Annotated in this window: 30 protein-coding genes; 15 read left to right on the top strand and 15 right to left on the bottom strand. The window is 63.3% G+C overall.

The genetic code is table 11. From position 1 onward, the window contains the following. Positions 1-119: 119 nt before the first annotated feature. Positions 120-446, bottom strand: coding sequence for a hypothetical protein (locus tag SE91_RS28795; protein WP_061850064.1), 327 nt, complete (start codon positions 444-446; stop codon positions 120-122). Between the two features lie 211 nt (positions 447-657). On the opposite strand from SE91_RS28795, the gene SE91_RS37290 reads away from it, so the two are divergent. From SE91_RS37290 to SE91_RS28785, 3 genes are all read left to right on the top strand, one after another. Continuing rightward, positions 658-816, top strand: coding sequence for a hypothetical protein (locus SE91_RS37290; protein WP_210183120.1), 159 nt, complete (start codon positions 658-660; stop codon positions 814-816). Positions 817-907: 91 nt separating this feature from the next. Next, the gene (locus tag SE91_RS28790; protein WP_008542786.1) at positions 908-1,126 is read left to right on the top strand and encodes a hypothetical protein; all 219 of its coding nucleotides are present in this window, start codon (positions 908-910) and stop codon (positions 1,124-1,126) included. Between the two features lie 10 nt (positions 1,127-1,136). Beyond that, complete coding sequence (locus SE91_RS28785; protein WP_061850063.1) at positions 1,137-1,595, top strand: hypothetical protein; 459 nt, start codon at positions 1,137-1,139, stop codon at positions 1,593-1,595. Between the two features lie 68 nt (positions 1,596-1,663). On the opposite strand, the gene SE91_RS28780 is transcribed toward SE91_RS28785, so the two are convergent. The 5 genes from SE91_RS28780 to SE91_RS28760 all read right to left on the bottom strand — a co-directional run bounded on the left by SE91_RS28780 (position 1,664) and on the right by SE91_RS28760 (position 4,148). Further along, entirely contained in the window at positions 1,664-2,092 is a 429-nt protein-coding gene (locus SE91_RS28780; RefSeq protein ID WP_061850062.1) for a hypothetical protein, read from the bottom strand. 20 nt (positions 2,093-2,112) lie between these two features. Beyond that, on the bottom strand, positions 2,113-2,400 hold the full coding sequence (locus tag SE91_RS28775; RefSeq protein ID WP_245318561.1) for a hypothetical protein: 288 nt from the start codon (positions 2,398-2,400) through the stop codon (positions 2,113-2,115). 124 nt (positions 2,401-2,524) lie between these two features. Continuing rightward, positions 2,525-3,058, bottom strand: a complete 534-nt coding sequence (locus tag SE91_RS28770; RefSeq protein ID WP_060734670.1) for a hypothetical protein — start codon at positions 3,056-3,058, stop codon at positions 2,525-2,527. A gap of 224 nt (positions 3,059-3,282) precedes the next feature. Then, positions 3,283-3,690, bottom strand: coding sequence for a hypothetical protein (locus tag SE91_RS28765; protein WP_156489838.1), 408 nt, complete (start codon positions 3,688-3,690; stop codon positions 3,283-3,285). A gap of 113 nt (positions 3,691-3,803) precedes the next feature. Further along, positions 3,804-4,148 carry a DUF1236 domain-containing protein gene (locus SE91_RS28760; RefSeq protein WP_061850059.1) on the bottom strand — a complete coding sequence of 115 codons (345 nt, stop codon included), beginning with the start codon at positions 4,146-4,148 and terminating at the stop codon, positions 3,804-3,806. A gap of 21 nt (positions 4,149-4,169) precedes the next feature. On the opposite strand from SE91_RS28760, the gene SE91_RS36665 reads away from it, so the two are divergent. Further along, on the top strand, positions 4,170-4,358 hold the full coding sequence (locus tag SE91_RS36665; RefSeq protein ID WP_156489837.1) for a hypothetical protein: 189 nt from the start codon (positions 4,170-4,172) through the stop codon (positions 4,356-4,358). A gap of 69 nt (positions 4,359-4,427) precedes the next feature. Here the strand turns inward: SE91_RS36665 and SE91_RS28755 are convergent, their stop codons facing one another. The 3 genes from SE91_RS28755 to SE91_RS28745 all read right to left on the bottom strand — a co-directional run bounded on the left by SE91_RS28755 (position 4,428) and on the right by SE91_RS28745 (position 9,322). Then, positions 4,428-5,450 (bottom strand): LLM class flavin-dependent oxidoreductase, encoded by a 1,023-nt coding sequence (locus SE91_RS28755; protein WP_061850058.1) that lies wholly within the window; start codon positions 5,448-5,450, stop codon positions 4,428-4,430. A 185-nt stretch (positions 5,451-5,635) separates the two neighbouring features. After that, complete coding sequence (locus tag SE91_RS28750; RefSeq protein WP_061850057.1) at positions 5,636-6,127, bottom strand: hypothetical protein; 492 nt, start codon at positions 6,125-6,127, stop codon at positions 5,636-5,638. 966 nt (positions 6,128-7,093) lie between these two features. Next, a complete protein-coding gene (locus tag SE91_RS28745) occupies positions 7,094-9,322 on the bottom strand; it encodes a fused MFS/spermidine synthase (protein WP_061850056.1) in 2,229 nt (742 codons plus the stop codon). 306 nt (positions 9,323-9,628) lie between these two features. Between SE91_RS28745 and SE91_RS28740 the strand changes: the two genes are divergently transcribed. Continuing rightward, entirely contained in the window at positions 9,629-10,657 is a 1,029-nt protein-coding gene (locus SE91_RS28740) for a phosphatase PAP2 family protein (protein ID WP_197489528.1), read from the top strand. Positions 10,658-10,891: 234 nt separating this feature from the next. Here SE91_RS28740 and SE91_RS28735 read toward each other — a convergent pair whose 3' ends face one another. After that, a complete protein-coding gene (locus SE91_RS28735; RefSeq protein ID WP_061850054.1) occupies positions 10,892-11,575 on the bottom strand; it encodes a TetR/AcrR family transcriptional regulator in 684 nt (227 codons plus the stop codon). A gap of 111 nt (positions 11,576-11,686) precedes the next feature. Here SE91_RS28735 and SE91_RS28730 point away from each other — a divergent pair, with 111 nt between their 5' ends. From SE91_RS28730 to SE91_RS28715, 4 genes are all read left to right on the top strand, one after another. Then, positions 11,687-12,583, top strand: coding sequence for an NAD(P)/FAD-dependent oxidoreductase (locus SE91_RS28730; protein WP_061850053.1), 897 nt, complete (start codon positions 11,687-11,689; stop codon positions 12,581-12,583). A 21-nt stretch (positions 12,584-12,604) separates the two neighbouring features. Then, entirely contained in the window at positions 12,605-13,078 is a 474-nt protein-coding gene (locus SE91_RS28725; RefSeq protein WP_061851385.1) for a methyltransferase family protein, read from the top strand. A 143-nt stretch (positions 13,079-13,221) separates the two neighbouring features. Further along, complete coding sequence (locus tag SE91_RS28720; protein ID WP_061850052.1) at positions 13,222-13,680, top strand: nuclear transport factor 2 family protein; 459 nt, start codon at positions 13,222-13,224, stop codon at positions 13,678-13,680. 43 nt (positions 13,681-13,723) lie between these two features. Next, positions 13,724-14,584, top strand: coding sequence for a class I SAM-dependent methyltransferase (locus SE91_RS28715; RefSeq protein ID WP_061850051.1), 861 nt, complete (start codon positions 13,724-13,726; stop codon positions 14,582-14,584). Between the two features lie 164 nt (positions 14,585-14,748). On the opposite strand, the gene SE91_RS28710 is transcribed toward SE91_RS28715, so the two are convergent. Together SE91_RS28710 and SE91_RS28705 are read right to left on the bottom strand one after the other, a co-directional pair. Next, a complete protein-coding gene (locus SE91_RS28710; RefSeq protein ID WP_245318560.1) occupies positions 14,749-15,414 on the bottom strand; it encodes a class I SAM-dependent methyltransferase in 666 nt (221 codons plus the stop codon). 44 nt (positions 15,415-15,458) lie between these two features. Beyond that, entirely contained in the window at positions 15,459-15,917 is a 459-nt protein-coding gene (locus SE91_RS28705) for an Rrf2 family transcriptional regulator (RefSeq protein ID WP_061850050.1), read from the bottom strand. A 456-nt stretch (positions 15,918-16,373) separates the two neighbouring features. Here SE91_RS28705 and SE91_RS28700 point away from each other — a divergent pair, with 456 nt between their 5' ends. Further along, positions 16,374-16,667 (top strand): antibiotic biosynthesis monooxygenase family protein, encoded by a 294-nt coding sequence (locus SE91_RS28700; RefSeq protein WP_061850049.1) that lies wholly within the window; start codon positions 16,374-16,376, stop codon positions 16,665-16,667. 17 nt (positions 16,668-16,684) lie between these two features. On the opposite strand, the gene SE91_RS28695 is transcribed toward SE91_RS28700, so the two are convergent. Beyond that, the gene (locus tag SE91_RS28695; protein WP_060734678.1) at positions 16,685-18,706 is read right to left on the bottom strand and encodes a YgiQ family radical SAM protein; all 2,022 of its coding nucleotides are present in this window, start codon (positions 18,704-18,706) and stop codon (positions 16,685-16,687) included. A 199-nt stretch (positions 18,707-18,905) separates the two neighbouring features. Here SE91_RS28695 and SE91_RS28690 point away from each other — a divergent pair, with 199 nt between their 5' ends. From SE91_RS28690 to SE91_RS37285, 3 genes are all read left to right on the top strand, one after another. Beyond that, the gene (locus SE91_RS28690) at positions 18,906-19,655 is read left to right on the top strand and encodes a DMT family transporter (RefSeq protein WP_245318559.1); all 750 of its coding nucleotides are present in this window, start codon (positions 18,906-18,908) and stop codon (positions 19,653-19,655) included. A gap of 21 nt (positions 19,656-19,676) precedes the next feature. Then, a complete protein-coding gene (locus tag SE91_RS37895) occupies positions 19,677-19,820 on the top strand; it encodes an EamA family transporter (RefSeq protein ID WP_245318558.1) in 144 nt (47 codons plus the stop codon). A 141-nt stretch (positions 19,821-19,961) separates the two neighbouring features. Continuing rightward, a complete protein-coding gene (locus SE91_RS37285) occupies positions 19,962-20,126 on the top strand; it encodes a hypothetical protein (RefSeq protein WP_197489527.1) in 165 nt (54 codons plus the stop codon). A gap of 6 nt (positions 20,127-20,132) precedes the next feature. Here SE91_RS37285 and SE91_RS28685 read toward each other — a convergent pair whose 3' ends face one another. Next, positions 20,133-20,813 carry a GntR family transcriptional regulator gene (locus SE91_RS28685; protein WP_061850048.1) on the bottom strand — a complete coding sequence of 227 codons (681 nt, stop codon included), beginning with the start codon at positions 20,811-20,813 and terminating at the stop codon, positions 20,133-20,135. Positions 20,814-20,819: 6 nt separating this feature from the next. Continuing rightward, a complete protein-coding gene (locus tag SE91_RS28680) occupies positions 20,820-22,232 on the bottom strand; it encodes an FAD-binding oxidoreductase (RefSeq protein ID WP_061850047.1) in 1,413 nt (470 codons plus the stop codon). A gap of 181 nt (positions 22,233-22,413) precedes the next feature. Between SE91_RS28680 and SE91_RS28675 the strand changes: the two genes are divergently transcribed. Then, complete coding sequence (locus tag SE91_RS28675; RefSeq protein ID WP_061850046.1) at positions 22,414-23,298, top strand: dihydrodipicolinate synthase family protein; 885 nt, start codon at positions 22,414-22,416, stop codon at positions 23,296-23,298. A gap of 188 nt (positions 23,299-23,486) precedes the next feature. After that, the gene (locus SE91_RS28670) at positions 23,487-25,817 is read left to right on the top strand and encodes a TonB-dependent siderophore receptor (RefSeq protein ID WP_061850045.1); all 2,331 of its coding nucleotides are present in this window, start codon (positions 23,487-23,489) and stop codon (positions 25,815-25,817) included. The last annotated feature ends 2 nt before the right edge of the window (positions 25,818-25,819 follow it).

Below are 25,819 nucleotides of genomic sequence, written 5' to 3'. Positions count from 1 at the left end.
GCGCGTCTATGTCGACGACATATGCCATGACGCACTGACTATAGCGATTTAGCCCGCTGGAAACATTGCGGCGAAACCGCACAGCCGCGAGCAGAGTGTCATGCATGCACGCTTCCTCGTCACCGCAGGCCCTGTTCATCGATCAGAATGCGATGGATTTCGATGCGCTCGGGCAGCTCGATCAGGAATTCCGCATCGCGCGCGAGATGATGGACCTTGGTCGGCTCGCCCTTGGTGAAGGACGTCATGGCCGCGATGTCCGCCCAATAGGAGATGGTCGTGAACCACGTCTCATCGTCGCGGTCCTCGCGCAATTGCTGCACGCCGAGCGCGGTCTTTCGCAGCGGCGGAATGCCTTCCGCCTGCAGATAGGCCTGGTAGGCGTCGGCGCGATCGCGGCGGGTGCGGCCGCGCCAGATGCGGGCGATGGTCGGTTTGGTCGGCATGATGGACTCCCCTGCGGCGTCTGGAACACGGGCCAGACTCGCTGGCCTCAATAACCCGGTGCTTCGCTTTGCCGTTTCACGCGCCAGAATCTCGTTCGCCCATTCCAGGCGCAGCACGCGAGTTCAGCTGTAATCTGCTTCACACGCAAGTGCGCACGATGGCGCTACACGAACCGGACCGCGCTCCGCGCGGCCTGGCTCGGAGCTGGCGATGATGGCCGCATTGGCAAGGGCAATATCCCGCGCGATGAGAACCGACATCGACGCCGGAACCCTGAAGATTCTCATGGTCTTCGCGGGAGCGGCGGCGCTGCTCTCCTTCGCGGCCGCGATGATCTACCGACAGGCCTTGAAGGCAGCCATGCTGTGAGAGCGTAGATCTCGCATCGCGCGAGCCTGCCAGGAACTTCCATTTTTTCCCGGCGTTGAACATCGGCCCCCACAAGCGGCCGGTCCGGACGATGAAGAACTTTTCCAACGCCGAATTTTCCCCAGAGGTGATCGAGCTGATGACCGCCGCGCTGGAAGCTGCGGTCGCCACCCTGCCGGAGCCCGTGCAGTCCTCGCATGTCAATGCGCTCGCCGAATCCATCCTGCGCACCGCCGGCTCCGGTGAACGCAATCCCGCTGCGCTCCAGCGGATCGCCTTGATGGAGCTGCAACTGGCGCCCCGCAATTGATGAGGCCGACATGAAGCAACTTGCTGCTGCGATCGTCGCGCTCTGTGCGACATCATCTGTCGCCTGCGCGAACGGCTGGACCACCTACCGCATCCCGGAATCGGGAACTTCGGTCGACATCCCCGCCTCGATCTTCACGGAGCCGGCCGGAAGGCCCGACGGATACGGCCAGCATTTCCGCAGCGCCGACGGCAGCGCAGACCTCACCGTTCAGGCCGTCTTGAATCAGCAAGGGGCATCGCCGGCTGAATTCCTGGCACGGAAGAATCCGCCGTCCGGAATCACCTACAAACGGGTCACGTCGAACTTCTTCGTGGTCTCCAGCATCAAGCGTGACAAGATCTGGTACAACCGCTGTAACTTCACCCGGGGCTATGTGCACTGCGTCCTGATCAATTATCCCGCCGCCGAGAAGCGGCGCTGGGACGCCGTGGTGACCCGGATCAGCCACAGCCTGCACGGCGGCTGACAGGTCACAAACAAAAAGCTGCCCGAACAAGTCGGGCAGCAGTTGCGGAATGAGTGCACGAATTGCGTCTAGCGCGCAGTCGTTGTCGTCCGCGACATCGTCGGCTTCGAGCCCGGCACATGCGACATGGTCTTGGTGGTGGAGCCGACCTGTTCGCCGGCCTTGACCTTGGTGCGCGTATGCGAGCGGCTGAACGTGCCACCCTCATGGGCCTGCGCCCGCGCGTTGGAGTTCATCACCGGACCGTTGCCCTTGTTCATGCTGACGCCGGTCTTGGCCTTGCCGTCCACCGCGGCGGCGCTTCCGCCGGCCGCGATCGACGAGCCGGTGCGGCCGGTCGCAGAGGTTGAGGTGCCACCCGTGCCGACGGTGGAGGCGGAGGTGCCGCCCGCTGCGGCCGAGCCGCCCGTTCCGCCCGTCATGCTGGTCTGTGCAAGAACTGGTGTCGCGGCAGCAAGCACAATTGCGACTGCCGAAGTCGTCAGGAGCGTTCTCATGTTTCCATCCTCTATGAATTTCAGGGTGACGAGGTCGAGATCGTGCAGCCGTTGACGGTGATGGTGCTGGCGCTGGTGGAGCCAGGCCCGCCCGCCGTCGACGACGAGCTCGAAACGCTGCCGCCGCCGGCCTGCACGTTCACCGATGATCCGCCGGCCGAACTCGAGCTCGACAGCGAGCCGCTCGACGAGGTCGATCCTGTCGTGCCTGAACGCGACGAGCCGGCTGCAGTGATGCTGCCGTCGGCATGTTTTTCGACCGTGACCTTGCAGGTTTGGCCGGATGCCGTCTTTCCAGTCTTTTCCATGGTTTCTGCCAATGCAGCGCTGCTCATCAGAGCCATTGCTGTAATCGCAACGATTGATCTGTTCATTGCGTGTCCTCCTCAACATGGACAAAGGGAGCGGCACGAAGCCGCTCCCGGGATCGGACTAGTTCTTGTCCTTCTTCCACTCGTCCTTGTTGTGGCCCTTGCCCTTCTCCATGCCCTTGTCGCTGGCATGACCGGCAGAGGAGCCTGCGGCGCCGACAGTCGAGCCGCTCTTGCCGTCACCGGCTGACGAACCGCCAGTGCCGACCGTCGACGCGGAGTTCGATCCGGAGCCTGCGGCGGAGCCGCCGGTGCCGACGCTGGACGAGCTCTTGCCGCCGCCGGCCGATGAGCCACCGGTACCGAGCGTCGAAGCCGAGCCGCTGCCGGAGCCGCTACCCGCCGCGGAGCCGCCGGTGCCGACGGTCGAGCTGCTGGTGCCGCCACCCGCCGAGGAGCCGCCGGTGCCGAGCGTCGAGGCCGAGCCGGAGCCGCTGCCGCCAGCTGAAGAGCCGCCGGTGCCGACGGTCGAGTTGCTGGTGCCGCCGCCGGCCGACGAACCGCCGGTGCCGACCGTCGAGCTCGATTGCGCAACGGCGAGCGCCGTGCCCGCCAACAGCGCGGCCGCAGCCGCAGAAAGCTTCAGGATCCTCATGTCCGTTTTCCTCCAGTGGGTTTCCAAAAAACAAATCGCCAAATCAGGCTCGGGATAAATTGGCAATCGCGCAAACGTTCCTCATCTCGAGAACATTGACGCGATGATCGCTGCGTCATGCAGTTCCAGAATGCGCGACGCCCGTTCATTCATCCACCGTTCATCCAAGTCGATTGTTCTGGCCATGCGTCTGTTGCTTCGCAATCACGCGACGCCAGCGGTGTTCAGAATGCGCCGACCATCACTTGGCGATCCATCACTTGGCTATCGATCACTTGGCGATCGACCACTTGGCGATCGTAGAGCCGGCGCGAGGGCGCCGATCGCGCCGTGCGATTTGGGCGAAGGTCGGTTGCCCGCGTCGCGTTGCGTCGAGGTGCGGGGATGATTTTCGTCTCCGGCTTCGGCGAGTCGGCCATCGCCAATGCATCGCTCGCAGCGTGGCTTGGGGCCTCGGCGGCGATCAGGGGTGACGAAGCCGCGGCAACAATCCCTGTGGACGTATCCAGTATGATCTTCTCTGGCAAAGCGCGGGCAGAGCGGATGCGAATGGCCGTCCGGTCGACGTCAGGCACCGCGGATGCTGTCGCCATCGGCGCCAGATTGCGATCGAGCAAGAACAACAGCGCCACGACGAATGCGCCTGCAAAGAGGAAATATCGAATGATGGGCATCAGGCGCTACCGCGAAATGAACCAAGGGCGATTGGGCGGGCCGCCGTGTGACGGCCCGCCAGGCGGCGCAGCTAGTCCACCGCTTGGACGACCATGCGGGTCTCGGGATCGACCAGCATCACGCGGCTGCCCGAATAGACGTAGCGATACTTGGTGAGCGAAGGGCCCCAGTCGCTCGGAACGGCCACGAGCTCGACATCGCGCGGCACCGGCGAGCCGACGACGATCTTCTCGCGCGTCTCGACCGGACGAATCTTTTGCTCGGTGACGTAGGACCGGATCCTGGTGCGATACTCCGGCTCGATCTGCACGGTCGCGCCATGGCCCGCGCCGGTCGTGGTGACGACAGTGGACTGTGCCATCGCGCTCGTCGAGACAAGCAGGGCGGCGGCTGACATCAGCATGAACTTCTTCATCGTATTCTCCTTGGCCGCGTCATGCGGCGCAGCGATGAACTCGCCATTGGCGCGACCGTTCCGGCATGCGGCGGAACGTTTGCCATTTTTTCCCGTTATTTGACGGGGCAGAATTGGAGGAGAGGAAAAATGCCTGTTTTGATTCTTTGGGCCGTGCCGGCGATCCTGGTCGTCGGTGGTGGCATCTATCTCATCGGCCACATGCATTGATGCGAAGGGCCTCGGTTTCTCGGCGACGCGGAAACCGGGGCTCTCTGCTATTCCGTCGCTTGGACAGCGCTATCGCCACCCCAGCGCCGGCGCCACATGCGTCAGGATCGCCTCGATCGCATGCGCGCAGTAATCGACGCCGAGCTGGTTGGGGATCGTCAGCAGCAGCGTATCGGCTTCCGCGATCGCCTCGTCCTGCCGCAACTGCTCGATCAGCGCGTCCGGCTCCCCCGCATAAGAGCGCCCGAAGATCGCCCGCGTGCGCGGGTCGATGAAGCCGATCTGGTCTTCGCCTTCGCCACCTCTGCCGAAATAGGCGCGGTCGCGATCGTCCATCAGCGCGAAGATGCTGCGGCTGACGGAGACGCGCGGCTCGCGGCTGTGTCCCGCCTCTTTCCATGCCGCGCGATAGCTACGGATCTGCGCGGCCTGCTGCACGTGAAAGGCTTCGCCGGTCTCGTCGTTCTTCAGCGTCGAGCTCTGCAGATTCATGCCGAGCTTGGCCGCCCACACCGCCGTCGCATTCGAGCCGGCGCCCCACCAGATCCGTTCGCGCAAGCCTTGCGCGTGCGGCTCCAGCCGCAACAGTCCGGGCGGATTGGGAAACATCGGCTGCGGATTGGGCTCGGCAAAGCCTTCGCCGCGAAGCAGGTCGAGGAAGACCTCGGCGTGGCGTCGCCCCATGTCGGCATCGCTCTGGTCCTCGGCCGGCCGATAGCCGAAATAGCGCCAGCCGTCGATCACCTGCTCGGGCGAGCCGCGGCTGATGCCGAGCTGCAGCCGGCCGCCGGCGATGAGGTCGGCGCTGCCCGCGTCCTCCACCATGTAGAGCGGGTTCTCGTAGCGCATGTCGATCACGGCCGTACCGATCTCGATCTTGTCGGTCTTCGCGCCGACGGCGGCGAGCAGCGGAAACGGCGAGGCGAGCTGGCGCGCAAAGTGATGCACGCGGAAATAGGCGCCGTCGGCCCCTAACTGTTCTGCGGCAACCGCAAGCTCGATCGATTGCAGCAGTGTGTCGCTGGCAGAGCGGGTCTGCGATTGCGGCGAGGGGGTCCAGTGCCCAAAGGAAAGGAATCCGATCTTTTTCATGAGGGCAACATATGGATGATCAGAAGAGTTTGCGAGGCGTCGATCGGAGGAAAGATGGCGACACGGGCGTGCACCCGTAAGCGCCCCTCGGGGAAGGAAGATGAGTCACAGCTGGACCGCTGATGCTTCCGCCGCTGAGCACGAACTCAGATCGTTCGGCTTCGATCTGCCGCGCGGGCGCGTGCTCAGATTTCGCAACCGTTGAAATTCAATGCCTTGAGCAAGCCGCCAAACGCCTTCAGCCGGCAGGGCTCGGCATTTCCTGCGGTCTTTGAGCGCCGGACGTCGGCGGTTTGCTTGACAACGGTTGCCTTCGGCCTCGGCTTCGGCTTCGGCTTTGGATTGGGCTTGGGACGTTCTGCGGCCGCGATCTTCTTCGGAGTATGCCGAGGACGAACGGCAGGCTCCGGTCCGGACGAGCCGGCATGGGTCTCTTCCGCCGGAGCCACGCTGCTTTCGACCGGGGCAGTCTGTGCCGGCATCGCGCTGCTCACAGCGGCAAGGTCGAGGCGATCAGCCTTCGCCAAGGCGTCGTGTGAATCAGACATGCCCGCATCTTGCCCGGCAGGCGGTTGCACGATTGCAGCCGCGCGACGCGGTGGCGCGCTCAGTTCCATCGCCGACAGCACTCCTGCACTCAACAGGATGAGGAGGCCCAACAACGCCATTCTCAGCATAATGCCCCTCTGATAGAGGTTCGTGCTGCTGAAAATTCTCCGCGCCAATGAGGCAATCTGTCGGCGGCTGCGGAATCATTTGCCGACAAGGTTAACGTCGGTGCGCCGACCCGTACGTTCTGAGTGAAGATCGATGGCGAACGTAACCTGGAGTGGGTTGCCAGGCAGCCCAATGCGGCAACGCTCCATCGGCGCTTGCTGAAGAATCCGTGACGGGACGGCGGGTCGTCATTGTCCCTAACGGGACACTACACAACAAGAACTTTGTTAGAGCGGTCGCCTGCGCCGCTTGGCCCAAATACCTCGGACTTCCGATCGTTTCCGGCTGCTTCTGTCGACGGTGCTCGATACCCGCGCGCGGAGGTTCCGGAGTTCTGCAAGTTGAGCGTTGAGAAACCCGACCCGTTGGTTCAAAATGACCATACGGTCGCAAATCCGACCACTACTCATTAGGAGCCCCAATAGCTGCAACTGCTGAAAAACACTGACATTGGTAAAAGGGCGTTCGATTGGATCGTAGCGTTGTTTCACGTAAAAGATGTGAAACGGCACACATGCGGCAGGAAAGATATTTCCCCTGTCGCGTTTCTGAAAACGTGCTTTGCGCACTAGCGACCGAGTTGGTGCAGGAAGAACGCCCGAAATAAAGGTCGCCTCAGTGCCGCGGTCATAAATCCGTAATGTTGGAGCAGAGAACCTTCTCAGGGGCGACGGCCCCGTGAACGTGCGGCGCGCGGCCGGCCGTCGCACTGCAAAGTCGATATCGGTCAGCCAAGCTTGTCGGCATGCAAACGAGCACCAAACTCGGCGGCTCAAATGACGGATCCTCCGACGGATGCAGATCCAGAGCCACAGGCTTGTAGGAGCTCGTTTGCGGAAGCTGTCGCAGATTTTGCCCTGTGCTGAGGCACAGAGGGGCTCGATCTAGCGGCTTTCGTTGCCGGATACTGGTATCGGGAGGCTAAGTCACTCCAAGCCGAGAAAGTAGCGCCACTCCGTACCCATATTGTCGTCCGTAATGAGTTGCTGGCCGGCAGTAGCCTCCAGCAGCTGCGGGCATGGCTCAATCGTGGGGCCATCCTGACGGAAGTCGGCCATCAGCGCGTCCAGCCGAGCGCGGTCAGCCTCATCGGAAGCAAACTCAGGTTTTCCGTCAATGCTGTAGGTTTCCAGCGTTCGCCGCCAGCGAGCATGATCCCAAGCGATCGGCGTCTGCGACAGCACCATATGGTTCAAGAACCGGGCGCCATAGGAGAATGCAGTGCAGCCTGTGCGCTGCGCCCGCCGCGAATTGGTGGTGTTGTAGAAGTAGACTCCACCGGGCTTCAGGTGTTGCTGCACGAGGCCCAGGAATTCCGACGAGAGCAAATTGGCGGCGTTGGCCCGAAAATGCCACGTCGTGTTGGAGACGACCGCATCGAACTGAGCGTCGGGATGATGGCGCAGCCAACGGCGTCCGTCATCCTCGATAATCCTGATCTTGGGATTGTTCAGGATCGATTTGACGTTGTCGTGTTTGGCGATCAACTCGACATATCCGCGATTGATCTCGACGATCGTGAGCGATTCCACGTCCGGATTGTTGGCTATGACTTGGGCCCACGAACCGGAGGAGAGACCGATCATCAGCACCTGTCGTGGTGCAGGGTGGAAGAGGCTCAGCGCGTAGGGGCGGACGATGCCGTTGCGATCGGACTTCAGGTCTGTGTTGAAGCGGCCGTCATACATGCCGTTGCCGAAGACGGTACCCTCGTTGTCGACGGTGATGATGCCGCTATGGTTCTCGACAACATGGAGGAAGTCGCGGTCAGTGAGCGTCTTCGCCTGCAGATTCTCCAATAGCCGCTGGCTCAACAAGAAGTTAGCGCCGAGGCCGAACACGAGAACCGCAACGGCAAGACGGCCAAGAAGATACCGCTCCTGCCGGGTTGCTTCGCTGACCGCAATCAATGCAAATGCGGACATCGTGCCACCAACAAGCAAGATTGCCGAGATTTGCCGAAGTCCGAAGTAGTCCGTCAGCACGAAGCCGGTGAGGATAGCCCCGCTGGCGCAGCCTACGATGTTGGCGAAATACAGGAGCGCCGTCCGCTGACCAATCTGTTCGTCCGCAGCGATGCCAAATTGCGAGAGATAGGGGAGCAGTGCGCCCCATTGCCGCGCTATCAGGTAGGTAATCACCACCGCAACGCTGATTGCGCCGGCGCCGGTCCATGCCAATTGCGTCATCAAGGGAAGAAACAGCGCACCGAACAAGTTGGCCCAGATGAGATCGCTCGCGGCTTTGCGGAGCGCAGCTTGCGGCGCGAGTGTCCTGCAGGACTGCCCGGCCTGTCGGGCGCCGACCGCGATCCCGGTGAGAAAAGCATATAGCGTGATCGCAAAAGCCAGCGAACTCGATCCCGATGCGAACGACATCACGCGGAACAGGTAGATCTCGTAGGACAGCGAGATGAATCCCCCCGCCATTGCGAGCAGCACGACAAGGCCCGTGCCGAGAATTGGCGGTGTGTCTGATGCGTTGGCCGAGGTCGGCGAATCATTCGTCGTGCTGCGGCCAGGCAGGGCGTGCGCCGCAATTGCGCCGGCGCCGACCGCAATATTGATTCCAGCCGCGATCGTGATCGCCGCATGCATGCCGAGGAAGGGGAAAATCAGGATGGCGCATACGAGGCACGCGGCACCGGCGCCGAGCGTGTTGACGAAATAGAGAGTGCCGACGGCGTCGCCGATCTGTCCGGAAAGTCGTGCCAGATAGGCGACCAGGATCGGTAGCGTTGCGCCCATCAGAAGGGTTGGCACCAGCACCAGGACAAGGTTGATGGCGGCAAGGGCGGGCAACGGCAGGTCAGCCACCAGAGCGCCCACCTTTTCGAAGATTTGGAGTGAGGCTAATCCGAACGCGGCGGTAGCGAACTCGATCACGCCAAGCAGCAGCAGCGGTCTGACGTTGGTGCGCCGGGATATCCAGCCGCCACACAAGCTGCCGAGTCCGAGTCCGAGCATGAACGCGGTCACGATAATTGTCACCGATTCCGAATTGACGCCGAAGATGCGGAACAGGCTTCGTTGCCAGGTCAGTTGATAGATCAGCGCCGGAAAGCCGGAGAAGAAGAAGAGGATGCAAAGAATGCGGACATGGGGCGCAGCGGATGTCTGTGCCGGCGCATTCGCGGGCAATTCGACGGTGGTCATGATGGAACCTCCTCCCAGGTCGTTGCAACCTAGAGGGGAAAGGTAATCAAATGTTGCGGTTGGTTGCTGAACCGCGCTGGGATTGACGGCTCAATCCGGCCACGCGATGCGTGAGGTTAACCCATTGCGAACAGCGGGCAAGAAATGACCGCTTCGCCACGTGCACTGGCGCCTTTCCGGACCAAGCCCGGGAAAACTTGGCATCTCCTGTTGCAAGTTGTTCCCAACCAATGATGCACGCCTGTGTTGTACGTTTATTAATGGTTGTATTGGCAGAAACATTCCCCTGGAATGCAGGAATGTCAAATGACAACCACAAAGGGTGGACGACGTTTCGACTCAGCCGGGATGCTCTCGAACCTCAAGGGAGATGTGGAGCTTTCCCTCAGGCTATTCCAGCTGAACTGGATCATCATCGGCGTGGTCCTGGTCTTGCTCGCACTCAGCGTTCTGCTGACCAGCTTCCGGGTGGAACCAAAAGGCTACATCACCATAATGGGAATGACCGGGCTTTACGGATACATCGGACATCGCAACGCGAGCTCCGGGCGCGGCAATCCGCGGGTCTATGCGACCCTGTTCACCTTAGCGCAGATCATCCTGGTCCTCATACTCGTCACATCGCTGGGATATATCGCGGCGTCGGCGGCTCTCCCAATGCAGGAAGCCAGACTGCTTGCATTCGATCGAGCGCTGGGGTTGGATTTTCGAGCATATCTGTCGTTTGTGAACGACCGGCCGGGATTGATCCGTGCGCTTGCCCCCACCTACAATTCCATATTCGTGCAGCTTGCCGTGCTGGTCGTTCTCCTGCCCTTGTGCGGTTTCTATCGACGGGCTGCAGAATTCGTTCTCTGCTTCGCGCTGACGCTGATCATCACCACGGTCATTTCAACACTGGTTCCTGTCACGGGCGTTTATCATGCCTTGGGCCTGCTGCCGGCGGATCATCCGAACATCGAGCCTTCCGTCTACTATGACACCCTGCGCGAGCTTCCTCTTGTGCGTGATGGTACCACCAGGGTGTTGGACGCGTTCAGCCTGGGTCCCCTTCTGACATTTCCGAGCTTCCACGCCATCACGGCCGTCCTTTACGCATGGGCCCTGGGGCCGATCCCTTGGCTGAGAGTCGCAGGGACCTTGTGGAATGCCGTCGTGTTGGCGGCGACGCCGATTGGCGGTGGACACTTCTTCGTCGACGTCATTGCCGGCGTGGGCATCGCGTTTGCGACGATCTATGCGACGCATCGGCTTGGAAATTATCTCTCACGGGGCCAACCGCAGAAGCAGCGGCCGGTATTGGTCCCCTCGCATGCATCAGCAAGCCGAATTTGATCTGATCATCAGCGTAGACACCCGCTTTGCACGTCTGGTGGCTGCGCTCGCGAAACCAACCTGGGCTCTGCTCGTCTTCTCAGGCAAAGTGAGGGCCGGGCGTATTTCAGCGTCATCGACCTCTCGGTCGGGAAGAAAGCCCTGGGGACGTTGGTCGGATCGTACGGCCGACTCGTCAACTCTCATGATCGGCCGCCTGCCTTGACCTGCTGGCCGACAACGGTCACGCACGACTCAGATTTTGTTTTTTGATCTTGGGGCAGGCAAATATCCGCCCGCGTGCTCGTTGCGACCGTGCGCGGCGATGAACATGGCGACGGCCGACCGGCAATAGGATTCGATTTCGTTGTCGTCCTCTGCTTTCGCCTGATCGAAGCGTGCGATCATCAGGAGATCGGATCCTTTGAAAAGCGCCGCAAACAAGCGGGCGGACCGGAGAGGATCGGGCACGTTCAGAACCGCCTTCTCGTGCAACTGACGCAACAGAGCCTCGATCTGGGCGATGACATGGGCAGGGCCGGCTTCGAAATGGAGCTTGCTTAGCGAGTTTTGATTCGTTTTGTCGGCCATGACCATGGCTTCGATGCTGCGGACGTCCGATCTCAACAGCGTGCGAAGCAGTAATGATCCCACCGCCATGAGCTGGTCTTCGACCGAACCGTCGACGCCTTCAAGCAGGGCCTGTGGTGCAAACAACTGTTGGCAGCCGGCCGCCATGGCCGCGCCGAACAGCGCCTCCTTGTTCTCGAAGTGCCTGTAGATGCTGAGCTTGGATATCTTCGCTCGCTGGGCGACCTTGTCCAAGGTCGTCGCCTGAAAACCCAATTCCAAAAAGAGTTCGCGCGCGGCGTCGACGATCGTTTGGCCAAGCGCCTCGTTGGCGGGCCGACCGCGCCGGCCCTGGCTGTTTTCGGTCACGACAATTCCAGTACTTGACAGTATTCTAATTCTTGAATTACGATACCATGAAGTATCTGAAATGTGCAAGCCGGGTAGGTCGCAACCTGTCCTCCAACGGAGTCCATCACCATGGAAGACGTCATCATCATCGGCGGCAGCTTTGCCGGTCTCGCCGGCGCCCTGCAGCTCGGCCGTGCCCGCCGCAAGGTCATCGTTCTCGACACCGGCCTGCCACGCAACCGCTTCGCCGGCTTCTCGCATGGCCTGCTCGGCCACGATCACAAGCCGCCGCTGGACATCCTGGCCGAGGCGCGACAGCAGCTGGCGCGCTATCCCACGGTCAGGCTGGTCAATGCCCGGGCCGACAGTATCTCCGGCGCCATCGACAATTTCTCCGTCCTCACTGGCGATGGCGAAAACCTCGGGGCGCGCCGCCTGATCCTGAGCTATGGCATCGTCGACCAGATGCCTGATGTTCCGGGCTTTGCCGAAAGCTGGGGTACGTCCATCGTGCCGTGCCCCTATTGCGACGGCTTTGAAGTCGCTGGCCAGCATTGGGGCCTCGTCTGGTCCGGCCCGCAGTCGCACAATCAGGTCAGGCTGTTCCGCGATTGGACCGACAAGTTGACGCTGTTCGCCAATGGTCATGACATTGCGCCCGATATCCGGGCCGATCTGGCGCGCCGCAACACACCTGTCGTCGATGGCCGGATCACCGCGATCGCTCGTCACGGGGGCCATAACGCCACCGTCAAGCTCGATAGCGGCCCGGATGTCGCGGTCGACATCCTGTTCGCGCATCCGCGCAACAAGCCGTCCGCAAGCCTGCATGAACCGCTGGGCCTCGCCACGATCGATACGCCCCTCGGCATCATCCTCAAGGTCGACGAGCGCCGCCAAACCAGCATGCCCGGCATCTACGCCGCCGGCGACCTCGCCAACCCGATCACGCCGCCATCGGTCACCCTGGCATCATCGCACGGCGCGATGGCGGGTATCTTCGCCCAGCAGTCGATGCTGGTTTGAGAGCACACATGCAGGATGAGCATGGCCGTCGAACGAGACAGCGCGGGTGTGCGCTTCCCTCCGCCCTTCGTCTATCTGGGAGTGCTGCTGTTGGGGTTGGCGGCGGAGCGGTTCGTCACCCTGCGCTCTTTCGGCATGGACGGGCGGTTGCTGGTCGCGGCGGGCGCGCCGCTGTTTGTTGCCGGCGCGGCGATGATGCTTGCGGCGGCGGGGCTGTTCCGGCGGCTGGGCACCAACGTTCCGCCGTCGCAGCCAACGACCCTCATCGCAACGACCGGCCCTTATCGGTGGACCCGCAATCCCATGTATCTCGGCATGGCGCTTATCTATGCCAGCCTTGCGATCGGCTTCGACGGGCCGATCGCCTTCGCCTTGCTCCCGTTGGTGCTGGTCGCGATCCAGACGCAGGTGATCGCTCGCGAGGAGCGCTATCTCGAAGCGAAGTTCGGCGACGACTACCGCCGCTACAAGGCCGAGGTTCGCCGCTGGCTCTGACTATTCCGCCGCTGCCGCCTGCGGGGCCGCCCGTCAGCCAGCTTTCCCAACAGATCGCCGTCGTTACCCGGACCAGCTTCAGTATCTGGAAAGTATCCATCCGTCTTGCAGAGCCGTCGGCTATCCAACAACAGGTGGCATCAATGGTCTACAGTCTAATTGTCAAAAAAGAGATCCGCAGGAGCTTCGATCATGTCAACAACCAGCGTTGGGATGATGCTGCAAAGGGCCTAACACCAAACGCGTATCACTGGGTTGCCGGAGATCATGCGTTGGGAGGTGAGCGACATGGAAAGCAATCGGTAAAGCAGTGGTTCGAGCGCATGGGCCGTGTTTTCCCGAAGCTCCACATAGATATCGAGCAGATCGAGGTGACGGGTTGGCCATCGAACACCACAGTGTTCGTCAAGTGGCGGGCCAACGCGAGACTACTTGACGGCTACAGCTCGTACGTGAACAGGGGCGTCCACGTCTTCAAGTTGCGATGGGGCAAGGTTCATTCGATTGAGGAATACTTCGACTCGCAGGCTGCAGAGCGAAGCCTCGCCATCCAAGCTCGTGCCGGTTTGGATGAAGCTGCGGCTGGACCAATCGTGAGCTAACGCAGATCATTCGTGGGATGCCGCCATCAGACAAGGATATGTCATGGCACAGCACAATGCCGATCAGGTCGCCGACTGGAATGGCCAAAGCGGGGAGCGCTGGGTCGTCCACGAGGCCCGGCTCGATGCCAGGCTGGAGATGTTCGGCCAGGCCGCGATCGAAGCCGCCGCGCCCGCAACGGGCGAGCGCGTGCTGGACGTCGGCTGCGGCGCGGGCGCGTCTACTCTGGCTCTGGCCGCGCGCGTCGGCGCGGGGGGCCAAGTGCTGGGCGTGGACATCTCCGAACCGCTGATCGCCCGAGCGCGCGCGCGTGCGCCACAGGATACGCCGGCCCTGTTCCGGGTGGCCGACGCCAGCAGCGCCGAGCTGCCCGAGGGCGCGTTCGACATCCTGTTCTCGCGTTTCGGCGTGATGTTCTTCGACGATCCGACAAAGGCGTTCGCGCATATGCGCCGTGCGCTGAAGCCGGGCGGCCGGGTCGCTTTCGTCTGCTGGCGCGGCACGGCCGAGAACGATTGGATGCGCCTGCCGATGGGCGCGATCAAGGGCATCGTCCCGATGGCGCCGCCCGGTCCCGAAGCGCCCGGTCCATTCTCGTTCGGCGACCCGGGCCGGGTGGCTCGAATCCTGACGGCGGCCGGCTTCACCGATATCGCGATCACGCCCTTCGATGCTTCCGTTTCGTTTGGCGAAGGCGCGACGCGGGACGCGGCGATCGACGACGCAGTAAAGATGACGTTCGAGGTCGGCCCGCTGTCGCGCGCGCTCGCTGACCAGCCCGACGACATCCGTGCCCGCGCCTCGGCCGCCGTTCGCGCCGCCTTCGCAGGCCGCCCCGGCGAGCGGTCGCTGATGATCGACAGCGCGACGTGGATCGTCACGGCGAGCAATCCCGCAAGCTGATGGCGATTAGCAGGGAGACGTCGCGGGCCTGGCGAACAAGACGCGCCGCCTTCTCGAACCGCCTGACGCTCGGTCAATGCAAAGAGCAACGATGAGAAAAATCATGGGGCCGTAGAGATGAGAATACCCATGGTGATCCAGCCGCATGAAGAAACGGCCACGCCTCACGCGTAAGCTGCCCAGCCGCGAAAGGTGAAGCCGGTGTAGAACAGGGTCGGCTCGGAGAAGCCAGCCTCGCGTAGGATCGTCTCGTCCTGCGCGGGCGTGAGGATCTCCAGGTGGTTCGTGACGGCGTTCCGCGCGGCTGTCGCCTGGGCGGGCTCAACGCCGGAGGCGGCCAGGAATGCGGAGTACCGCGACAGCCATAGCGGGCGCTCCTCCTCGCCACTGGGCGCACTCAAATGCGCGACCACGAAAGCCGCGTCCGGCTTCAGCCGGCGGCGGATCTCGGAGGCGATGCGGCGCCGCTCCGCGACATCGACGAAGTGCAGCGTCAAAAGGCAGCTGGCACCGTCGAACGGTCCTTCCGGAGCATCGTCGATATAGCCCTGGTGAAGATGCGCGCGCGGCGCCAGCGGCCCCAGGGTCTGTTTCGCGAGCCCCAGCATCGCAGCGGACGGGTCCACGCCGTCGAAGCGCCAGCCTGGCTGCGCCTGCGCAAATGTCCTCAACTCCAGGCCGCCGCCGGCACCGAGGACGAGGATCCGCGCATCGTCATGCGCACGCTCGGCCAGCAGGATCGCCGCCATCGACAGCATGGCATTGTAGCCGGGCACGAAGCGTGGCGGCCCTTCCGTGTATCGCGCCACGGCCTGCGGATCGGAGAACATGTCTTGAATGTTGGTCATGGCGTCGTCCTTGCTGAATGCGGCAGTCACGCGCCGTGGGCGCGCAGGCCCTGATGCTTCCGGGAGCCGAGGCGCTTGCGAAAATCCTCGCTGAGCATCGCCAGCGTCACCTCGCCGAGGCGCGACAGCAGCAACGCTTCCGCCTCGTGAAAGGCCTGATCGAGGGTGGCATTGACGGCCTGTTCGACGAGACAGCCCGGCGACTCCGTCCTGTTGCCCATGGCCAGCAGCGCCGGGCTGCCGAGCGCGGCGTAGACGTCGCGCAGCGTCACCTTCGAGAGGTCACATGCAAGCCGCCAGCCGCCGCCATGCCCCTTCTCGGAGCGGACGTAACCGAGCTCGCGCAGGCCGGCCATGATGCGGCGGATCACCACCGGGTTGGTGTCCATCGCCTTCGCCAGCGTCTCGGACGTGAACGGGCCGGGCTGTTGCGCCATGTGCAGCAGCACGTGGAGCACGCCGGACAATCGGGAATCGCGTCTCATGTAACTTCATATGTTGCATAGCTGAGCCAAAGTCAACGACTGGCTACGCCACGCCACGCCACGCCACGCCAGGCGCAGGCTGCAGAGCATGGAGAAGTCGTGAGATTTTCGGGAGATGCAGCGCTGCCAGAACAGCGCCAAGTGGACGCCACACATGCGCGCCCGATCATGCCATCCTGCCCCTGTTTTGCCCGACGGCGCAACGCCTCTCTGCCCGACGCGTCAGCGTTTCAGCGATCCGGCTAAGTCATTGATCCCGCTCATGCCGTCTACTGTGCATGGGGTTGTTTTCGCACTTTGTTTTCGTGGACCGAAAACACCGAGATCGCCACGCCGATTTGTCACGGTGACGGCGCCGCGTGTGAGGGCAACAATCGGCTAGGCGACCACGTGGCTTTCGTCACTGATCTCGCGTGGCGCCCGTTTTCATCCGTTCATTTTTTCCGGAGGCGCATCATGCAGGTTTACAATGTGGTCAAGTTCAAGGTGAAGCCGGGCGAGGAAGCCGCCTTCCTCGACGCGCACGGGAACGGCAAGGCCAAATGGCCGGGCCTGGAGCACGGCGTCATCATCAAGACCGGCGATCAGACCTTCTGCCTCATCGGCACATGGGCGAGCCAGGATGCGCTGATCGCGGCGCGCGCGGCGATGATCAAGACGCTCGACAGTTTCAGGTCGGTGCTCGAGGACCAGGGCAATGGACGCGGCGTGACGGATGCGGTCTCGGGCGAGGTCGTGCTCGCGCTGTAGCAGGCGCGTAGCGCCCGCTACTTCATCACCCGCAGACCCTTGGTCGTGAACTTCTGCGTCTTGCCGCCGGGGCGAACGGGGCGCTTGGTGCCGGCGGCCTTGCCGGTGCCGGGCGGCTGGTGCGCAGGCACGAGTTGGTGAGGCTGCGAGCCGATCAGATCGCGGCGGCCCATCTCGATCAGGGCCTCGCGCAGCACCGGCCAATTGTCGGGGTCGTGATAGCGCAGGAACGCCTTGTGCAGGCGGCGCTGGCGCAGGCCCTTGATCGCCTCCACCTTGTCGCTGCCGCCGTGCCGCACGCCCCGCAGGGGATTGACGCCGGTGTGATACATCGCGGTCGCGGTCGCCATCGGCGAGGGTAGGAAGGTCTGCACCTGGTCGGCGCGATAGCGGTTCTTCTTGAGCCACAGCGCGAGGTTCATCATGTCCTCGTCGGTCGTGCCCGGATGCGCCGCGATGAAATAGGGGATCAGGTAATATTTCTTGCCGGCCCGCTCGGCCGCTTCATCGAACATCCGCTTGAACTTGTTGTAAGCGCCGATGCCCGGCTTCATCATCTTGTCCAGCGGGCCGCGCTCGGTATGTTCAGGCGCGATCTTGAGATAGCCGCCGACGTGATGGGTGACCAGCTCCTTGATGTATTCGGGGCTCTCCACCGCAAGGTCATAGCGCACGCCGGAGGCGACCATCACCTTCTTGATGCCCTTGGTCTCGCGCACCTTGCGATAGAGCCGGATCAGGTCGTCATGCGAGGTGTTGAGGTTCGGGCAGATCTCGGGGAAGACGCAGGACGGCCGCCGGCACGCCGCCTCGACCTTCGGATCCTTGCACGCCATCCGGTACATGTTGGCGGTGGGGCCGCCGATGTCGGAGATGACGCCGGTGAAGCCCGGCGTCTTGTCGCGGATCTTCTCGATCTCGCGCAGGATCGACCCCTCGGAGCGGTTCTGGATGATGCGGCCCTCGTGCTCCGTGATCGAGCAGAAGGTGCAGCCGCCGAAGCAGCCGCGCATGATCGTCACCGAGAACTTGATCATGTCCCACGCCGGGATCTTTGCCTCGCCATAGGAGGGATGCGGCGCGCGCGCGTAAGGCAAATCGTAGACCGCGTCCATCTCCTCGCTGGTCAGCGGGATCGGCGGCGGGTTGAGCCAGAGATCGCGATCGCCATGACGCTGCACCAGCGGACGCGCATTACCGGGATTGCTCTCCCGGTGCAGCACGCGCGAGGCACGGGCGTAAGCTTCCTTGTCCTGCTCGACCTGCTCCAGCGCCGGCAGGCGGATCACGATCGCGCCCTTCTGGCGCGTTGCACCCTCGTCCGCGGAATCGAGATCGTCGGCGTGCAGCTCGGTGTAACCTTCCGGCACGCGGCGAAACAGTGCGACGCCCCTGATGTCGTCGAGCTCGCGCGGCGCTTCGCCGGCGGCAAGCCGCTGCGCCACCTCGACCACGGCGCGCTCGGCATTGCCGTAGAGCAGCAAGTCCGCCTTGGCGTCCGCGAGCACCGAGCGGCGCACCTTGTCGGACCAGTAATCGTAATGCGCGATCCGGCGCAGCGAGGCCTCGATGCCGCCGAGCACGATCGGGACATCTTTGAACGCCTCGCGGCAGCGCTGGGCGTAGACGATGGTGCAGCGGTCCGGCCGCTTGCCGCCTTCGCCGCCGGCGGTATAGGCATCGTCGCTGCGGATGCGACGGTCGGCGGTGTAGCGGTTCACCATGGAATCCATGTTGCCGCCGGTGACACCGAAGAACACGCGCGGCTTGCCCAAGGCCCTGAACGGCTCGGCCGAGTGCCAGTCCGGCTGCGCGATGATGCCGACGCGGAAGCCTTGCGCCTCCAGCAGTCGGCCGATGATGGCCATGCCGAAGCTCGGATGATCGACATAGGCATCCCCGGTCACCAGCACGATGTCGCAGGCGTCCCAGCCCAGAGCGTCCATCTCGGCGCGGCTCATGGGGAGGAACGGCGCCGGCTTGCGCGGGCGGGCCTGGGCCATCAGGGGCTTTTCGGCGGCGATAATCTGGGTATCCATGCGCTTACGCATAGGACTCCAGGCCCGCGAATTCAACCGACGGGCGCGTGAAGATTGCGGTTCCGCCTCCTGTATCCGCCCGTGTACGCGTTAACCACCGCATCCATGCCCGGTGAGCCGATCGGCTTTGATCGCTGCAATCGTCGCATGCGGCGATCCGGGTTCTCACCGCAGCGGCCATGGAGTATTCGGTCGCTCCATGGGCAAGGGAACATCAGGCAGCGGCAGCGACGCGGTCGCGAGCACTGCACTATCCGCAGGCGCCTGGCTCGGCGCGATTGCGCTGATTGGCTTCATTCTGGTGGCGACCGCGCAGGCGTCCAATCAGATTCTCGCTCGCGGGCTCGCGGGCTCGGTCCCGTCCTTCGCACTCGCCTTCTTCCGTTGGAGCATTGTAGCCATCGGGCTCGCGCCGATCGCGCTCAAGGAGATCCGCGAAGGCCGCGTGCCGCTCGGCAAAAACATCTGGCCGATCCTTGCCGCCGGCTTCATGGGCATGTTTCTGTGCGGCGGTCCGGTCTATGCCGCGGGCGTGTCGACGACGGCGATCCACATCGCGCTGATCATGGCGCTCTCGCCGATCACGGTGCTGATGATCTCTGCGGCTCTTAAGATCGAGCATGTCGGCCCGCTGCAATGGCTCGGTACTGCACTCGCGCTATCGGGGGCGCTGCTGATCATTTCCGGCGGCCATCCGGCGGCGTTGTTCGAACTGGAGACGGCGTCGGGCGACGGCCTGGTCGTGCTCGCGATGCTGGGCTGGTCCGGCTATACGCTGCTGCAATCGCGCGCCGCACCGAAGGCGTCGCTGCTCGCACGCATCAGCCTGTTCTCGGCCGCCGGCGCCTTGTGGGCCATGCCGGCCCAAATCTTCAGCACCAAGGCGCTATCAGCCTATGTCTTCGCCGGGATCGTTCCTGGCCTGCTTGCGTATGCCGGCTTTGCCTAGCTCGGTGCCAAATTCGGTTCGGTGCGAACCTCGCTCGTCCTCTACCTCGGACCGGTTGCAAGCGCCCTATTGTCTTTCGCGATCCTTGGCGAACCTCCAAAGCCGATCCATCTCGTCGGAGGGCTGCTGATCCTCGGCGGCGTCTGGGCCAGCTTACGCCGATAGTTCCATTTGAACGAGTCCTGGTTCAAGCGCAGGAACCATCCGCGGCTGCAAACATTCTGATCAAGGGTCCGTGCGGGCCCGGGTTGCGCGCGCCTCCATCGTCTCGGCGTTCGCGGCGTCGCCTCTGGCGATGGGGGACCTGTGAGTACAGTCATTGAGAACTTGCTGTTGCGGAAGCAGAAGCTCGTGGAACAGCTCGAGAGGGTGCCGTCGGTCGAGGACCGCGACAAGATCGAGCATCAGCTCGAACAGATCAACACTGCGCTGGATTTCCTGGACAGGCCGGGATCGAAGGACGCGCAGTAAGCGCCTTCAGTCCGCGTCCACCGCTTCCACCTTCAAGGCCCTGGCATAGACGACGCCCGAATTGCTGATGTGCGTCGTCATCGCCGCTTCGAAGGCGGCGAAGTCGCCGCGCGCGAACAGTTCGAGCAGCTTACGATGCTCGTCGAAGGACGTGCGGGTGCGCACGTCGATTGGCGAGGTCAGATTGGTGCGCAGCGCGGCGACGCGGCTCGATGCGAGCTGATAGGATTCGGCGAGATAGCGGTTGCCGCAATGGCTGAACAGCGCCTCGTGGAAGGCGGTATCGGCGCGGCCATAGGCGATGTTGTCCTTGGCGGCGATCGCCGGCTCCATCGCCGCGATCGCATCGTTCATCACCGCAATGGCGCCGTCGCGATCATGGCGAAACGCGAGCTCGGCCGCCCTGGGTTCGAGTGCGATCCGGAAGGTGCAGAGCGCATTGATGTCTTCCGCGCTCGGGGTAAAGACAAAACTGCCGACCTGCGGCCGGATCACCACCAGCCCCTGCGCCTGCAACAGGCCCATCGCCTCGCGCACCGGCGTGCGGCTGACGCCGAAGGAATTGGCCACCATCTCCTCGGAGATGGCGGCACCTAACGCGAACTCGCCGTCGATGATGGCCTGGCGCAGCCGCTGCATCACGCGCTGCGACAGCGATTTCGGCGTATCGAGCTTGAGCGAGCGCATCTGCCCTCAGATCACCTTGCCGGGATTGAGCAGATGGTCCGGGTCGAGCGCGGCCTTCAGCGTCCGCATCAGCGCGATCTCGGGCTCGCTGCGGGCATGGCCCAGCCACTGCTTCTTCAGCGTGCCGATGCCGTGCTCGGCGGAAACGCTGCCGCCGAGCTCGCGCACGAGACCGTAGATGATCGCGTCCATCTCCTCCTTCGGCTGCTGCTCGACGGGAAGGCCGGTGACCCAGGAGACCAGATGCAGATTGCCGTCGCCGATATGGCCGTAATAGACGCTCTCGCAGCCCTCGATGCCGGCGGCGAGCGCGGCCTTGCAGCGCGTGGCGAATTCATCCATCCGGTTGACCGCAAGGCCGATGTCGTAGGAGATGTGCGGGCCCAGCACCTGGCCGAACTCGGCGCAGATGTCGCGCACGCGCCAGAAGCTTTGCGTTTGCGCCAGCGATTGCGCCACGGCGGCATCCGCCAGCAGACCGCGCTCCATCAGCTCTTCGAGCCAGGCCTGGAAGCGCGGCCCATCGACGCTTTCGTCGGTGCCTTGCGCTTCGACCAGCACGTAGAGGCCGTGACCCGCCGCGACCGGCGGCTTCACGCCGGCACGATTGGTGATCACGTCCCAATAGTCCGGCCACATCACCTCGAAGGCCGACAGCAGCGGACCGAGCCCGCTGCGCGCGGCGCCGAGCAACGCGACCACCGCAGCATAGTCCTTCAACGCGCAAAGTGCGGCCATGGTCGAGCGCGGCTTTGGAAACAGTTTCAGCACCACGCGGGTGATGATGCCGAGCGTGCCTTCGGAGCCGATGAAGAGATGCTTCAGATCATAGCCGGAATTGTTCTTCATCAGCTTGTTGAGGCTGGTGATGATGGTGCCGTCAGGCAGCACCACTTCGAGACCGAGCACCAGCTCGCGCGTCATGCCGTAGCGGATCACGCGGTTGCCGCCGGCATTGGTGGAGAGATTGCCGCCGATCGCACAGGAGCCGCGCGAGCCGAGATCGAGCGGGAAGAAGAAGCCGGCCTCGTCCGCGGCCTTCTGGATCGTCTCCAGCGGCGTGCCTGATTTCACCGTCATCGTCGCCGATGCGGGATCGATCTCCTCGATCCCGGTCATGCGCTCCAGCGAGATCGCGACCCAGCCCGCTTCAGGCGAGGCGCCGCGGCACAGCCCGGTCAAGCCGCCCTGCGGCACGAACGGCAGCCGGGCCTCTCGGCAGGTCGCAATCGCATCGGCGACGCCTTGCGCGTCGAGTGGACGGATCACCGCCAGCGGCGTCTGCGGCAGGCTCGCGCTCCAATCGTTGCAATTGCGTGCGGGCACTTCGCTGCCGGTCAGCACCGCCGCCGCGCCGAGCTTGTCACGCAGTGCGCCGAGCAGTTGGTCAGCACGCCCAAGGGGAGTTGCCATGTCCATGCGAGACCTCCGCTAAAATCAGCTGCGCCTCATGCGCGCCGCGAGGGTGGAAAGGATTTGCACCTGTCTTGTATGTAAGGTACAAGGTCAAAAGTAAAGTAAAAACAATGACTCAGAACACAGCCTAAGATCATTCCGGATCAAAGGCTTGGGTCCGAGCTCGCAGCAAGAAGGCGATGGGATGACGGAGGCAATTCGCGGGTTCTGGGTGGCGTCGGCGACGCCGCTGGCAACGAATGGCAGCGTGGATGCCGTCAAGCTCGCGGCTCATGCCAAGCAGCTCTTCGGCAAGGGCGTCGACGGTGTCGTGCTGTTCGGCACCACCGGCGAGGGGACCTCGTTCAACGTCGCCGAGCGCGTTGCGACCATCGAAGCCTTGCTCAAGGCGGGCATCGCACCGGAGCGCATGGGCATCGGCGGCGGCTTCCCCGCCATTGCCGACAGCATCGCACTTTCGCGCGCGGTGCTCGGCCTCGGTCTGCGCCACGTGCTGGTGCTGCCGCCTTACTTCGACCGCGGCGTCACGCCTGAGGGCGTTGAGGATGCCTTCGCCGCGATCATCGACGGCGTCGCCGACGATCGCCTGCGCGCCTATCTCTATCACATCCCGCAGGTCTCGGGTGTTGCGATCTCGACCGGCGTCGCAGCCAACCTGCGCAAACGCTACGGCAAGATCGTTGCAGGCCTGAAAGACTCCAGCGGCGACTTCAAGCAGTTTCAGGCGTTCCGTGCGGCCGCGCCCGAGCTCGCCATCACCGTCGGCAACGAGGCCGATATCGCCCGTGCGGTCGCCGCCGGCGGCGCCGGCACCATCTGCGGCATGGCCAACATCGTACCCGAGCTGGTCAAGGGCATGCTCGACGGCAAGGATATCGAGACGCGCATGCAAGCTGCGATTGACGTCGTATTGAAGACGCCGTCGTTCCTCCCGACGCTGAAGGCGATCCTGGCGGCGCAGACCGGCGATGGGGGCTGGCTGCGTGTGCGTCCGCCGCTGCGTGCGTTGTCCGACGGTGCCGCGTTCAAGCGACAGCTCGACGAGTTGATGGCACCTGCCATTGCGTGATCCCGCAGCAAATTCGCGCGCTGCGTGCCGCGGTAGACGCCGTCGCAAATTGCTGATCGCGACACAATGCGCTTCGTCCTTAGAACGATTCAATACTAGAGCGATTCAAGCCGACCTACGGTTCTCTTGACGCGCTGCGACTGTTAGACGCGCCAGCTTCAATGCTGCGTCTGACCTGGAAGTGAATCGTGCCTGCTCATCTGGACGGCCAACCTGTCGATGGCCGTCGAACTCGTGCCGGCAAGAGCCGTGCAAGTCTTCTCATTGGCGCGGCCGTGCTGCTCGCTGAATTCTCCTCCAACACGACGATTGCGCGGGCGCAATCTTCGCTGCCGCCGGTGTCGGTGGAAGCCCCGGTGCAACGGCCGCGGCCGGCGCGCGCATCCGAACAATCGCCGCGCCGCGCGCAAACCGCCATGCGCCAGCGCAGTCGCAATTCCAATCCGGCGCCCGCTGTACCGACGCTCTCGGAGCGCGCCGCCGCGGAAGCCGCCGCGCAACAGGCCGCAAAGCTCGGCTATCGCGCGATGCCAAGCGCAACCACGCTGCGCAGCGGCGCTTCGCCCCTGAACACCTCGCAGGCGGTCAACGTCGTGCCCGAGCAGGTGTTGAAGGACCAGTTGCCACGCAACATCGACGATGCGCTCATCAACGTCTCCGGCATCACCCAGACCAACACGCTGGCCGGCAGCCAGGACGCCGTGATCCGACGCGGCTTCGGCGACAACCGCGACGGCTCGATCATGCGCAACGGCATGCCGCTGGTGCAGGGCCGCAGCTTCAATCCCGCCGTCGAAAGCGTCGAGGTGCTCAAAGGCCCGGCCTCGCTGCTCTACGGCATCATGGATCCCGGTGGCATCGTCAACACCATCAGCAAGCGCCCCGAACTCTATCAGCACGGCTCGGTCACGCTGCTCGGTTCGGCCTACAGCGCCTCGAAAACCGGAGCCGACGGCCTGCTCGACGTCACCGGTCCGATCGGCGACCAAGGCCTCGCCTATCGCTTCATCGGCTACGGCGTCAGTGAGGACTATTGGCGCAATTTCGGCCGCCACCGCGAGATGCTGGTGGCGCCGTCACTGGCCTGGTACGGCCAGGACACCACGGTGCAGCTCAACTACGAGCACCGTGAGTTCATCTATCCGTTCGACCGCGGCACGGCGTTCAATCCGGTGACGAAGGCGCCGCTCGCCGTGCCCGCCACGCGCCGGCTCGATGAGCCCTTCAACAACACCTGGGGCACGTCCGACCTGATCCAGGCGTCGGTCGAGCACCGCTTCAACCAGGATTGGAAGCTCTACGCTGGTTACAGCTACAACACCGAAACCTTCAGCGCCAACCAGCTCCGCATCACCGGCATCAACTTCACGACTGGCAACGAGACGCGCAGCAATGACGGTACGCAGGGCTCGCTCAGCAATGTCAGCTATGGAACGTCCTACGTCTCAGGCGGCTTCTGGCTCGGCAACATGCGCAACGAGGTGCTGTTCGGGGGTGACGGACAGTATCGCACCATCTACCGCGACAATCTGATCCGGCAGGCGACGCCCGCCATCAACATCTACAATCCCGTCTACGGGCTGATCGGCCCGGGCACGACCGTGTCAAACACGGATAGCGCCCAGACCGACAAGCTCGGCCAGTGGTCGCTGTTTGTCCAGGACACGCTGCATCTGACCGAACGGTTCGCGCTGGTCGGCGGCGTGCGTTACATGGACTATGATCAGATCGCAGGGCGCGGAAAGCCCTTCGTCACCAACACCAACGTGTCCCAGGACAAGGTGCTTCCGCTCGGCGGCGCCATCTTCAAGCTCACCGACCAGATCTCGCTGTATGCGAGCTATACAGAATCGCTGAAGCCGAACTCGACCATCGCGCCGATCGGCGTCGTGATCGATTCCCGTGTCGCGCCGGAAGAGGGCGTGTCCTACGAGACCGGCCTCAAGTTCGATCTTAACCAGCGCATTTCCGGCACCGTCGCGCTGTACGACCTCGACAAGAAGAACGTGCAGACGACGAAGACCAACAGCGCGGGTATCGTCGAGCTTCACACCGTCGGTCGTGCGCGCTCGCGCGGCGTCGAGGTCGACGTCACCGGCAGGCTCACGGACAGTTGGGCGCTGATCGGCAGTTACGGCTATACCGATGCGCGCGTCACGGCGTCCGAGGATCTGACGCTGCTCGGCAAGAAGCTGCAGAACGTCGCCCTGAACACGGCCTCGCTCTATCTGGTCCACGATTTCGGGACCGCATTGCCGGGCCGGCTCCGCCTCGGTGGCGGCGCGCGTTATGTCGGCGACCGCCCCGGTGATGCCATCAACACTTTCTTCTTGCCGTCCTACGTGGTCGCCGACATCTTCGCGACTTACGAGACCAGGTACGAGCAATTCCCGGTGATCTATCAATTCAACGTCAAGAACCTGTTCGACAAGGTCTACTATCCATCCGCGGTCAACAATCTGAACGTCGCCGTCGGCGATGCCAGACGGGTGTCGTTGTCGGCAACGGTGAAGTTCTAGCG

Source organism: Bradyrhizobium sp. DOA1, assembly GCF_001593325.1.
Lineage (GTDB): Bacteria > Pseudomonadota > Alphaproteobacteria > Rhizobiales > Xanthobacteraceae > Bradyrhizobium.
Note: the sequence above shows the minus strand (reverse complement) of the source record. Positions and strands in the feature narration are given on the sequence as shown.